Origin of the sequence: Stenotrophomonas sp. PS02301 (assembly GCF_029959485.1) — a bacterium.
Taxonomy (GTDB): Bacteria; Pseudomonadota; Gammaproteobacteria; order Xanthomonadales; family Xanthomonadaceae; genus Stenotrophomonas; species Stenotrophomonas maltophilia_Z.
Genome location: NZ_JASCOO010000117.1, coordinates 1 through 11,978 on the forward strand (window position 1 = coordinate 1; position 11,978 = coordinate 11,978).

Consider the following 11,978-nt stretch of genomic DNA (forward strand, 5'->3'; position numbering starts at 1 on the left):
CGCGGGGGGTCGGAGTTGTGTATACGAGCCTGGGGCTGCCCCGCGCCACGTGGGGTGCCGCGCCAATCCGAAGGCCGCCGAAAGGCGGCGTTCGGCCATCCGAATTCCAAGAAATTGAGAGGCTCCCGTGGCCCGCACCACTCCCATCGAGCGTTACCGCAATTTCGGCATCATGGCCCACATCGATGCCGGCAAGACCACCACGTCCGAGCGCATCCTGTTCTACACCGGCAAGAGCCACAAGATCGGTGAAGTGCACGACGGCGCTGCCACCATGGACTGGATGGAGCAGGAGCAGGAGCGTGGCATCACGATCCAGTCCGCTGCCACCACCGCGTTCTGGAAGGGCATGGACAAGTCCCTGCCGGAGCACCGCTTCAACATCATCGATACCCCCGGGCACGTCGACTTCACCATCGAAGTGGAGCGCTCGCTGCGCGTGCTCGACGGCGCGGTCTTCGTGCTGTGCGCCGTCGGTGGCGTGCAGCCGCAGTCGGAAACCGTGTGGCGCCAGGCCAACCGGTACAAGGTGCCGCGCATTGCCTTCGTCAACAAGATGGACCGCACTGGTGCCAACTTCACCAAGGTCGTCGGCCAGCTGAAGGCCAAGCTCGGCGCCACCGCCGTGCCGATGCAGCTGCCGATCGGCGCTGAAGACGGCTTCAAGGGCGTGGTCGATCTGATCAAGATGAAGGCCATCCATTGGGATGAAGCCTCGCAGGGCATGAAGTTCGAGTACCTGGAGATCCCGGCTGACATGCAGGCGGAGGCCGAAGAGGCCCGTACCTACATGATCGAAGCGGCGGCTGAAGCCAGCGAAGAGCTGATGGAAAAGTACCTGGGCGGCGAAGAGCTGACCGAGGCCGAAATCGTCGAAGCCCTGCGCGTGCGCACCCTGGCCACCGACATCGTGCCGATGTACTGCGGCTCGGCGTTCAAGAACAAGGGCGTGCAGGCCATGCTGGACGGCGTGGTGCAGCTGCTGCCGTCGCCGATCGACGTGCCGGACGTGACCGGTACCGACGTGGACGACGAAACCATTGCGCTGAGCCGCAAGTCCGATGACAAGGCGCCGTTCTCGGCGCTGGCCTTCAAGATCATCACCGATCCGTTCGTCGGCGCGCTGACCTTCTTCCGTGTCTACTCGGGCACCCTGAACGCCGGCGACCAGCTGCTGAACTCGGTCAAGGGCAAGAAGGAGCGCATCGGCCGCATCCTGCAGATGCATTCCAACGATCGCGAAGAGATCAAGGAAGTGCTGGCCGGTGACATCGCCGCTGCGGTGGGTCTGAAGGACACCACCACCGGTGACACCCTGTGCTCGCAGGACCACCCGATCATCCTGGAGCGCATGGTGTTCCCGGAGCCGGTCATCTCGATGGCCGTCGAACCGAAGACCAAGTCCGACCAGGAAAAGATGGGTCTGGCCCTTGGCCGTCTGGCCCAGGAAGATCCGTCGTTCCGCGTCAAGACCGACGAAGAATCCGGCCAGACCATCATCTCGGGCATGGGCGAGCTGCACCTGGACATCATCGTGGATCGCATGAAGCGCGAGTTCAACGTTGAAGCCAACGTCGGCAAGCCGCAGGTTGCGTACCGCGAAACGATCCAGATGGCGGACGTGAAGTCGGACTACAAGCACGCCAAGCAGTCCGGTGGTAAGGGTCAGTACGGTCACGTCGTGATCGAGCTGTCGCCGATCACCGCTGAAGACCGTGCCGACCCGAAGATCGGTCCGATGATCAAGGACGACTTCCTGTTCATCAACGACATCACCGGTGGCGTGATTCCGAAGGAATTCATTCCGTCGATCGAAAAGGGCCTGCGCGAAACCATCACCAGCGGTCCGCTGGCGGGCTTCCCGGTCGTTGACGTCAAGGTGAAGCTGGTGTTCGGCTCGTACCATGACGTCGACTCCTCGGAAATGGCGTTCAAGCTGGCCTCCTCGATGGCCTTCAAGCAGGGCTTCCAGAAGGCCAAGCCGGTCCTGCTGGAGCCGATCATGAAGGTCGAGATCGTGACCCCGGAGGATTACCAGGGTGACGTGATGGGCGACGTCAGCCGTCGTCGTGGCGTGCTGCAGGGTTCGAGCACCACCGGTGACGGTTCGGCCAGCATCATCAACGCGATGATCCCGCTGGGTGAAATGTTCGGTTACGCCACCTCGCTGCGTTCGCAGACCCAGGGTCGCGCAACGTTCACGATGGAGTTCGACCACTACGAGCCGGCGCCGAACAACATCGCCGAAACCGTGATCAAGAAGTCCTGAGCGTAAGCTCAGGACTCCACCTCATTCTTTTCTGATATCCAAGGTATACAACAATGGCAAAGGGTAAGTTCGAGCGCACCAAGCCGCACGTCAACGTCGGCACCATCGGTCACGTCGATCACGGCAAGACCACGCTGACCGCTGCACTGACCAAGATCGGTGCCGAGCGCTTCGGTGGCGAGTTCAAGGATTACTCCTCGATCGACGCCGCGCCGGAAGAAAAGGCGCGTGGCATCACGATCTCGACCGCACACGTCGAATACGAATCCACCGAACGTCATTACGCCCACGTCGATTGCCCGGGCCATGCTGACTACGTCAAGAACATGATCACCGGTGCTGCCCAGATGGACGGCGCGATCCTGGTCTGTTCGGCTGCTGACGGCCCGATGCCGCAGACCCGTGAGCACATCCTGCTCTCGCGTCAGGTCGGCGTGCCGTACATCGTCGTCTTCCTGAACAAGGCAGACATGGTCGATGACGCCGAGCTGCTGGAACTGGTCGAGATGGAAGTCCGCGAGCTGCTGAGCAAGTACGACTTCCCGGGCGATGACACCCCGATCATCTCGGGTTCGGCCCGCCTGGCGCTGGAAGGCGACCAGAGCGAGATCGGCGTGCCGGCCGTGATCAAGCTGGTCGAAGCTCTCGACAGCTGGATCCCGACCCCGGAACGCGACATCGACAAGCCCTTCCTGATGCCGGTCGAAGACGTGTTCTCGATCTCGGGCCGCGGCACCGTCGTGACCGGTCGTATCGAGCGCGGCGTGATCAAGGTCGGCGAAGAAATCGAAATCGTCGGTATCCGTCCGGTCCAGAAGACCACCGTCACCGGCGTGGAAATGTTCCGCAAGCTGCTCGACCAGGGTCAGGCAGGCGACAACGCCGGTCTGCTGCTGCGCGGCACCAAGCGTGACGACGTCGAGCGTGGCCAGGTCCTGGCCAAGCCGGGTTCGATCAAGCCGCACACCACCTTCGACGCCGAAGTGTACGTGCTGTCCAAGGACGAAGGTGGCCGTCACACCCCGTTCTTCAAGGGCTACCGTCCGCAGTTCTACTTCCGTACCACCGACATCACCGGCGCTTGCGAACTGCCGGAAGGTGTGGAAATGGTGATGCCGGGCGACAACGTGAAGATGGTTGTCACCCTGATCAACCCGGTCGCCATGGATGAAGGCCTGCGCTTCGCGATTCGCGAAGGCGGCCGTACCGTCGGCGCCGGCGTGGTCTCCAAGATCATCGCGTAATACTGCAATACCGGCGGTCGCATAGCGCTGCTGCCGGTCTCGCGAGTGGCGGGCCGGGAACCTCGGTCCGCCTTCGCCGTCTTAGGGAAGGCAAGTTTTTTCAGTACGCCAGTAGCTCAATTGGCAGAGCAGCGGTCTCCAAAACCGCAGGTTGGGGGTTCGAGTCCCTCCTGGCGTGCCACTTCTCCCTTCCAGCGGCTATGCCGCCACAGCAGCCAGAGCCGGATGAACAGCAAGATCGAGCATTCCAAAGACAACGCCTCCACTGGAGGTGACATCGTCAAGTACGCCGTCGCAGCGATCCTGGTGCTGGCGGGTCTTTTTGCTTGGTATTGGTTCGGTGCTCCTGAGCATGCCTCCCAGAGTGCATGGGCCGGTCCGCTTCGCGGTCTGGCCGTTGTCGTTGGCCTGGTGGCCGGCCTCGGCGTGTTCCTGCTGACCGGCAAGGGTCGCGACACGCGGGAATTCCTTTCCGAATCGCGTTTCGAACTGCGCAAGGTGGTCTGGCCGACGCGCCAGGAAGCCATTCGCATGACCTGGGTGGTGATCGTTGTGGTGATCATCCTCAGCCTGCTGCTGGGCGGATTTGACTTCGTGATTCAGAAATTGACCCAGTGGTTCCTGGGTCGATAAGGAGAAACCAGTGAAGCGTTGGTACGTCGTTCACGCCTATTCGGGCTTCGAAAAGTCGGTTGCGCAGGCTCTGCGCGATCGCATCGTGCGTGACGAGATGCAGGAGCGCTTCGGTGACGTCCTGGTCCCGACCGAGGAAGTGGTTGAAATGCGCGCCGGCCAGAAGCGCCGTTCCGAGCGCAAGTTCTTCCCGGGTTACGTGCTGGTCCAGATCGAGACCCACGAAGAAAACGGTATCCCGCGCATCGACAACGAAAGCTGGCACCTGGTCAAGGACACCTCCAAGGTGATGGGCTTCATCGGCGGCACCGCCGATCGTCCGTTGCCGATCCGTGATGAAGAGGCTGCCGCCATCCTGGACCGCGTTCAGGAAGGTGTGGAAAAGCCCCGTCCGAAGGTGTTGTTCGAGCCGGGCCAGATGGTCCGTGTCACCGAAGGTCCGTTCAACGACTTCAATGGTGTGGTCGAGGAAGTCAACTACGAGAAGAGCCGTCTGCGCGTCTCGGTGCTGATCTTCGGTCGCGCCACCCCGGTCGAGCTCGAATTCGGCCAGGTCGAAAAGGCCGTCTGAGCCTGAGGCAGCAGGGTTCCGGGCGGCCGCCCGGAACCTGAACAGCCTGCGCCCGTCAGCCTTGAGGCAAGGGCGGAAAAAACCTGATATAGTGCGCGGCTTCCTGCCAGGAAGCTGGCAAAAGCAAGGGCCGCCGCGAGGTGGCCTTCTGCGTGAATTCAAAACGCGATGCCGGGACGCGTGATTCCCGGTCCGATGGGGAGCCTGTTGTCGTAAGGCGCTAGCACCCGGAGAGCATACTCATGGCAAAGAAAGTTGTCGGTTATATCAAGCTGCAGGTGAAGGCCGGTCAGGCCAACCCCTCGCCGCCGGTCGGTCCTGCGCTGGGTCAGCGTGGCCTGAACATCATGGAATTCTGCAAGGCCTTCAATGCCGCCACGCAGAAGCTGGAGCCGGGTCTGCCGGTGCCGGTCATCATCACGGCCTACTCGGACCGTACCTTCACCTTCATCACCAAGAGCACCCCGGCTGCCGTGCTGCTCAAGAAGGCTGCAGGCATCTCCTCGGGCTCCAAGCGCCCGAACACCGAGAAGGTGGGCAAGGTGACCCGCAAGCAGCTCGAAGAGATCGCCAAGACCAAGGAAGCAGACCTGACGGCTGCTGATCTGGATGCCGCGGTGCGCACCATCGCCGGTTCTGCCCGTTCCATGGGCCTCGTGGTAGAGGGTTAAGAAGATGGCACAGACCAAGCGTGAGAAGGCCATCAAGGCCGCCGTCGTCCCGGGCAAGGCATACGCCTTCGAGGACGCCATCAAGATCCTGAAGACCGCTACCAAGGCCAAGTTCGTCGAGTCCTTCGACGTTGCTGTGCGCCTGGGCGTGGACGCCAAGAAGTCCGACCAGCAGGTGCGCGGTTCCACCGTGCTGCCGTCCGGTACCGGCAAGAGCGTGCGCGTTGCCGTCTTCGCACCGGCCGGTGCCAAGGCTGACGAAGCCCTGGCCGCTGGCGCTGAAGCCGTGGGCATGGACGACCTGGCCGAGAAGATGCAGGCCGGCGATCTGAACTACGACGTCGTCATCGCGACCCCGGACGCCATGCGCGTCGTGGGTAAGCTGGGCACCGTGCTCGGCCCGCGCGGCCTGATGCCGAACCCGAAGGTCGGCACCGTGTCGGCCAACCCGGGCGAAGCCGTCAAGAATGCCAAGTCGGGTCAGGTGCGTTACCGCACTGACAAGGCCGGCATCATCCATTGCACCATCGGCAAGGCCGACTTCGCCGAAGACGCGCTGAAGTTGAACCTGCAGGCGCTGCTGATGGATCTGGTCAAGGCCAAGCCGGCCACCTCGAAGGGCACCTACCTGCAGAAGGTTTCGGTCAGCTCGACGATGGGCCCGGGCGTGACCATCGACCAGTCCTCGCTGTCGCTGAAGTAATCGTTTCAAGCGGGTACCGGGCCCAGGTCCGGTACCCGCGATATTTGAAGGCAATCCGAGTGGGGCTCGCCCTGCAGAGATAGCCGTCAAAGACCGCAGGCGCGGTCAGTACATACCGGCGACGGGCACGGATGCTCGCATTGGCAGGGAGTCGCCGCCGGCGCAGTACCGAACGCTTAATCGATTCCCCCGGGAATCACCCTGCGTAGATGGTGCCCTTCTGGAGTTTTTCTGGTTTACGCACGTCTGGGTTCTCCCAGGTTGGCCATCCAGGTCTAGAACGGCCCACCCTTGGAACATCACCTGATGTTCCCGGCGTCCAGGACGGATGCCGCCCAGGACCGCACACGGCAGGAGCCGTAAGCGGAGTTCAATTGGAGGAGTGCAATGGCTCTCAATCTGTCCCAGAAGCAAGAAGTAGTCGCCGAGCTGGCAGACGTCGCCGCCAAGGCCCACTCCTTGATCGCAGCCGAATACGCTGGCACCACGGTCTCCCAGATGACCGCGATGCGCAAGCAGGCACGCGAAACCGGCGTTTTCTTGAAAGTTGTCAAGAACACGCTGGCGGCACGTGCAGTGGAAGGTACCGAATACGAATGCGCCAAAGACGCGCTCGTCGGTCCGCTGCTGTACGCGTTCTCGCTCGAGGAGCCCGGCGCAGCCGGTCGCCTGATCAAGGATTTTGCCAAGACCAACGACAAGCTGCAGGCAAAGGTCGTGGCCATCGGCGGGGAACTGTTCCCGGCTGGCCATGTCGACGTGCTGGCCTCGCTGCCGACCCGTGATCAGGCCCTGGCCATGCTGGCCCGCGTCCTGGCCGAGCCGGCCACGATGTTCGCCCGTGCCGTCAAGGCCGTGGCCGACAAGCAGGGTGGCGGTGAAACCGCTGACGCTGCCGAGCCGGTCGCCGAAACCGCCTGAGTCGACGTTTCCGTGGTTCCGAACGGAACCTCAACCCAGAAAATTATCCAAAGGTAATCAAAATGTCCCTTACCAACGAACAGATCGTCGACGCCATCGCCGAGAAGTCCCTGATGGAAGTGATGGAGCTGGTCAAGGCCATCGAAGAGAAGTTCGGCGTCTCCGCCGCTGCTCCGGTCGCCGCAGCTGCTGCTGCTGGCCCGGCTGCCGCTGTTGAAGAGCAGACCGAATTCGACGTCATCCTGAAGTCGGCCGGCGACAAGAAGGTCGAAGTCATCAAGGCTGTCCGCGCCATCACCGGCCTGGGCCTGAAGGAAGCGAAGGATCTGGCAGAAGCCGGCGGCATGATCAAGGAAGCCGCTTCGAAGGACGACGCTGCCAAGTTCAAGAAGGACCTGGAAGCTGCTGGCGCGACTGTCGAAGTCAAGTAAGCAGTTCCTTGCCTCGCCATCGAAACACGGCGATGCAGCCAAGGCTGGGGGCGTAAGCCCCCGGCCTTTGGTCGTTTCACGCAACACCCGAAATACGAGCCCAACACGGGCTGCGGTCATCCCCCGTCACAGCGGCGCCCAGGCGCGCGGGCAGGGGAGTGGATGCAGACGAGTTGGCAGTTGGAAGTAGCGGGAGAAGGCGTGCTGGTGCCGGCAATACCAGCGACTTCCAACTGACAATTTCAGTTTCCCCTCGGGTCGTGGACGCACGATCCGCACAGCCAAGGTGATACCTCATGACGTCTTATTCGTTCACCGAAAAGAAGCGTATCCGCAAGGATTTCGGCAAGCAGCGCTCGATCCTCGAAGTGCCGTTCCTGCTTGCCATCCAGGTCGATTCCTACCGTGAATTCCTGCAGGAAAACGTCGATCCGGCCAAGCGCACGGACCACGGCCTGCATGCCGCCCTGAAGTCGGTGTTCCCGATTTCCAGCTACAGCGGCAACGCTGCCCTGGAATACGTCGGCTACAAGCTCGGCGATCCGGTGTTCGACGAGCGCGAGTGCCGCCAGCGTGGCATGAGCTACGGCGCGCCGCTGCGCGTGACCGTGCGCCTGGTGATCTACGACCGTGAGTCGTCGACCAAGGCCATCAAGTACGTGAAGGAGCAGGAGGTCTACCTCGGCGAAATCCCGCTGATGACCGACAACGGCACCTTCATCGTGAACGGTACCGAGCGCGTGATCGTCTCGCAGCTGCACCGTTCGCCGGGTGTGTTCTTCGACCACGACCGTGGCAAGACCCACAGCTCGGGCAAGCTGCTGTACAGCGCCCGCATCATCCCGTACCGCGGCTCCTGGCTGGACTTCGAGTTCGACCCGAAGGATGCCCTGTTCACCCGTATCGATCGTCGCCGCAAACTGCCGGTCTCGATCCTGCTGCGTGCGCTGGGTTACAGCAACGAAGAGATGCTGGCCGAGTTCTTCGAGATCAACACGTTCCACATCAACCCCGATGAAGGCGTGCAGCTCGAACTGGTGGCCGAGCGTCTGCGCGGCGAGACCCTGAACTTCGACCTGGCCGACGGTGACAAGGTCATCGTGGAAGCCGGCAAACGCATCACCGCGCGTCACGTCAAGCAGCTGGAAGCCTCGGGCATCGCCGCCCTGGCCGTGCCGGACGATTACATCGTCGGCCGCATCCTGTCGCACGACGTGGTCGATGCCAACACCGGTGAACTGCTGGCCCAGGCCAACGACGAAATCACCGACGAGCAGCTGCAGGCCTTCCGCAAGGCCGGTGTGGATGCCGTGGGCACCCTGTGGGTGAACGATCTGGACCGTGGCCCATACCTGTCCAACACCCTGCGCATCGATCCGACCAAGACCCAGCTCGAAGCCCTGGTCGAGATCTACCGCATGATGCGTCCGGGCGAGCCGCCGACCAAGGATGCCGCGCAGAACCTGTTCCACAACCTGTTCTTCACCTTCGAGCGCTACGACCTGTCCACGGTCGGCCGCATGAAGTTCAACCGCCGTGTCGGCCGCAAGGCTGTCACCGGCGAAGCCGTGCTGTACGACCGCAAGTACTTCGGTGAGCGCAACGACGAAGAGTCCAAGCGCCTGGTTGCCGAGCACGCCGACACCTCCGACATCCTGGAAGTGATCAAGGTCCTGACCGAGATCCGCAACGGTCGTGGCGTGGTCGATGACATCGATCACCTGGGCAACCGTCGCGTGCGTTCGGTCGGTGAAATGGCCGAGAACGTGTTCCGCGTGGGCCTGGTCCGCGTCGAGCGCGCGGTCAAGGAACGCCTGTCGATGGCCGAATCCGAAGGCCTGACGCCGCAGGAGCTGATCAACGCCAAGCCGGTCGCCGCGGCCATCAAGGAGTTCTTCGGCTCCTCGCAGCTGTCCCAGTTCATGGATCAGAACAACCCGCTGTCGGAAGTGACGCACAAGCGTCGCGTCTCGGCCCTGGGCCCGGGCGGTCTGACCCGCGAACGCGCCGGCTTCGAAGTGCGCGACGTGCACCCGACCCATTACGGCCGCGTCTGCACCATCGAAACGCCGGAAGGCCCGAACATCGGCCTGATCAACTCGCTGGCCGTGTACGCCCGCACCAACCAGTACGGTTTCCTCGAAACCCCGTACCGCAAGGTTGCTGACGGCAAGGTCTCCGACGAGATCGAGTTCCTGTCGGCCATCGAAGAGAACGAGTACGTCATCGCCCAGGCCAACGCCCTGACCGATGCCAAGAGCATGCTCACCGAGCAGTTCGTGCCGTGCCGCTTCCAGGGTGAGTCGCTGCTCAAGCCGCCGGCAGAAGTCCACTTCATGGACGTCTCGCCGATGCAGACCGTGTCGATCGCTGCCGCGCTCGTCCCGTTCCTGGAGCACGATGACGCCAACCGTGCACTGATGGGCGCCAACATGCAGCGTCAGGCCGTGCCGACCCTGCGTGCCCAGAAGCCGCTGGTGGGTACCGGTATCGAACGCGCCGTGGCGCGTGACTCCGGTGTGACCGTGAACGCCCGTCGTGGCGGCGAGATCGTGCAGATCGACGCCGGCCGCATCGTGGTCAAGGTCAACGAAGTGGAAATCACCGACGCGACCGACGCCGGCGTGGATATCTACAACCTGATCAAGTACACCCGTTCCAACCAGAACACCTGCATCAACCAGCGTCCGCTGGTGGAAGTGGGCAACGTGGTGGCGCGTGGCGACGTGCTGGCCGATGGTCCGTCCACCGACATCGGTGAACTGGCCCTGGGCCAGAACATGCTGATCGCCTTCATGCCGTGGAACGGCTACAACTTCGAAGACTCCATCCTGCTTTCCGAGCGTGTGGTGGAAGAGGATCGTTACACCACGATCCACATCGAAGAGCTGACCTGCGTTGCGCGTGACACCAAGCTGGGGCCGGAGGAAATCTCCGCCGACATCCCGAACGTCTCCGAGCAGGCCCTGAACCGCCTGGACGAGAGCGGCGTGGTGTACATCGGTGCCGAAGTGCGCGCCGGCGACATCATGGTCGGCAAGGTCACCCCGAAGGGCGAAAGCCAGCTGACCCCGGAAGAGAAGCTGCTGCGCGCGATCTTCGGCGAGAAGGCGTCGGACGTGAAGGACAGCTCGCTGCGCGTGCCGCCGGGCATGGACGGCACCGTCATCGACGTGCAGGTCTTCACCCGCGACGGTATCGAGAAGGACAAGCGCGCCCGTCAGATCGAAGAGTCTGAAATCAAGCGCGTCAAGAAGGACTTCGACGACCAGTTCCGCATCCTGGAAGGCGCCATCTACGCCCGTCTGCGTTCGCAGATCGTGGGCAAGGTGGTCAACGGCGGTGCCAACCTGAAGAAGGGCGACACCGTTACCGACGCCTACCTGGACGGCCTGAAGAAGGCCGACTGGTTCGTGCTGCGCATGAAGGATGAGGACGCCTCCGAAGCCATCGAACGCGCCCAGAAGCAGATCCAGGCGCACGAGAAGGAATTCGAGCGTCGCTTCGCCGACAAGCGCGGCAAGATCACCGCGGGCGACGATCTGGCCCCGGGCGTGCTGAAGATGGTCAAGGTCTTCCTGGCCGTGAAGCGTCGCATCCAGCCGGGTGACAAGATGGCAGGCCGCCACGGCAACAAGGGTGTGGTCTCCAACGTGGTGCCGGTCGAAGACATGCCGTACATGGCCTCGGGCGAAACCGTGGACATCGTGCTGAACCCGCTGGGCGTGCCGTCGCGTATGAACATCGGCCAGATTCTGGAAGTGCATCTGGGTTGGGCCGCCAAGGGCCTGGGTCGCAAGATCCAGGGCATGCTGGAAGCCCAGGCTGCGATCAACGACCTGCGCAAGTTCCTGGACGACGTGTACAACCACGACAAGACCCAGCACGCCAACCACGTCGATCTGACCCAGTTCAGCGACGAGGAGCTGCTGCGCCTGGCCGCCAACCTGACCGACGGCGTGCCGATGGCAACGCCGGTGTTCGACGGTGCCACCGAAGCCGAGATCAAGCACATGCTTGCCCTGGCCGACCTGCCGCTGAGCGGCCAGACCCAGCTGTATGACGGCCGCACCGGTGAGGCATTCGATCGCCACACCACCGTGGGCTACATGCACTACCTGAAGCTGAACCACCTGGTCGACGACAAGATGCACGCCCGTTCGACCGGCCCGTACTCGCTCGTTACCCAGCAGCCGCTGGGCGGCAAGGCGCAGTTCGGTGGCCAGCGCTTCGGTGAAATGGAAGTCTGGGCGCTGGAAGCCTACGGCGCGGCCTACACCCTGCAGGAAATGCTGACGGTGAAGTCCGATGACGTGCAGGGCCGCAACCAGATGTACAAGAACATCGTCGACGGTGAGCACGAGATGGTCGCGGGCATGCCGGAATCCTTCAACGTGCTCGTGAAGGAAATCCGCTCGCTGGCCATCAACATGGAACTGGACGGCAACTGATCGCGCAGGCGGGGGGGGGCCCCCCCCCCCCCCCCCCCCCCACGGCCCCGGGTGTTTATAAAAAATAAGCCGCCCGCCCCGGGT

9 protein-coding genes and 1 tRNA gene are annotated in these 11,978 nt (G+C 62.8%); all 10 read left to right on the forward strand.

Going from position 1 to position 11,978, the window contains the following annotated elements; all coding sequences use genetic code 11:
- The first annotated feature begins 127 nt into the window (after positions 1–127).
- The 10 genes from fusA (at position 128) to rpoB (ending at position 11,894) form a co-directional block, all read left to right on the forward strand.
- Positions 128–2,269: an elongation factor G gene (gene fusA / locus QMX81_RS18775; protein WP_121044654.1), complete on the forward strand. Its 2,142-nt coding sequence runs from the start codon at positions 128–130 to the stop codon at positions 2,267–2,269.
- 53 nt (positions 2,270–2,322) lie between these two features.
- Positions 2,323–3,513 (forward strand): elongation factor Tu, encoded by a 1,191-nt coding sequence (gene tuf / locus QMX81_RS18780; RefSeq protein ID WP_152153932.1) that lies wholly within the window; start codon positions 2,323–2,325, stop codon positions 3,511–3,513.
- A 105-nt stretch (positions 3,514–3,618) separates the two neighbouring features.
- Positions 3,619–3,694: transfer RNA gene (locus QMX81_RS18785), tRNA-Trp, on the forward strand.
- A gap of 44 nt (positions 3,695–3,738) precedes the next feature.
- Complete coding sequence (gene secE, locus QMX81_RS18790) at positions 3,739–4,146, forward strand: preprotein translocase subunit SecE (RefSeq protein WP_121044666.1); 408 nt, start codon at positions 3,739–3,741, stop codon at positions 4,144–4,146.
- 10 nt (positions 4,147–4,156) lie between these two features.
- The gene (gene nusG, locus QMX81_RS18795; protein ID WP_019186115.1) at positions 4,157–4,717 is read left to right on the forward strand and encodes a transcription termination/antitermination protein NusG; all 561 of its coding nucleotides are present in this window, start codon (positions 4,157–4,159) and stop codon (positions 4,715–4,717) included.
- Between the two features lie 242 nt (positions 4,718–4,959).
- Positions 4,960–5,388, forward strand: coding sequence for a 50S ribosomal protein L11 (gene rplK / locus QMX81_RS18800; RefSeq protein ID WP_019186116.1), 429 nt, complete (start codon positions 4,960–4,962; stop codon positions 5,386–5,388).
- A gap of 4 nt (positions 5,389–5,392) precedes the next feature.
- Complete coding sequence (gene rplA, locus QMX81_RS18805) at positions 5,393–6,091, forward strand: 50S ribosomal protein L1 (protein ID WP_121044663.1); 699 nt, start codon at positions 5,393–5,395, stop codon at positions 6,089–6,091.
- Between the two features lie 387 nt (positions 6,092–6,478).
- Positions 6,479–7,012: a 50S ribosomal protein L10 gene (gene rplJ, locus QMX81_RS18810; protein ID WP_121044660.1), complete on the forward strand. Its 534-nt coding sequence runs from the start codon at positions 6,479–6,481 to the stop codon at positions 7,010–7,012.
- Positions 7,013–7,074: 62 nt separating this feature from the next.
- The gene (gene rplL, locus QMX81_RS18815) at positions 7,075–7,443 is read left to right on the forward strand and encodes a 50S ribosomal protein L7/L12 (protein WP_019186119.1); all 369 of its coding nucleotides are present in this window, start codon (positions 7,075–7,077) and stop codon (positions 7,441–7,443) included.
- A gap of 296 nt (positions 7,444–7,739) precedes the next feature.
- Positions 7,740–11,894, forward strand: coding sequence for a DNA-directed RNA polymerase subunit beta (gene rpoB / locus QMX81_RS18820; protein ID WP_121044657.1), 4,155 nt, complete (start codon positions 7,740–7,742; stop codon positions 11,892–11,894).
- The last annotated feature ends 84 nt before the right edge of the window (positions 11,895–11,978 follow it).

What these genes read in the sequence shown, in the direction of transcription:
- tuf (WP_152153932.1), top strand. Translation starts at nt 2,323, where the DNA reads ATGGCAAAGGGTAAGTTCGAGCGCACCAAGCCGCACGTCAACGTCGGC.
- secE (WP_121044666.1), top strand. Translation starts at nt 3,739, where the DNA reads ATGAACAGCAAGATCGAGCATTCCAAAGACAACGCCTCCACTGGAGGT.
- rplK (WP_019186116.1), top strand. Translation starts at nt 4,960, where the DNA reads ATGGCAAAGAAAGTTGTCGGTTATATCAAGCTGCAGGTGAAGGCCGGT.
- rplA (WP_121044663.1), top strand. Translation starts at nt 5,393, where the DNA reads ATGGCACAGACCAAGCGTGAGAAGGCCATCAAGGCCGCCGTCGTCCCG.
- rplJ (WP_121044660.1), top strand. Translation starts at nt 6,479, where the DNA reads ATGGCTCTCAATCTGTCCCAGAAGCAAGAAGTAGTCGCCGAGCTGGCA.
- rplL (WP_019186119.1), top strand. Translation starts at nt 7,075, where the DNA reads ATGTCCCTTACCAACGAACAGATCGTCGACGCCATCGCCGAGAAGTCC.
- rpoB (WP_121044657.1), top strand. Translation starts at nt 7,740, where the DNA reads ATGACGTCTTATTCGTTCACCGAAAAGAAGCGTATCCGCAAGGATTTC.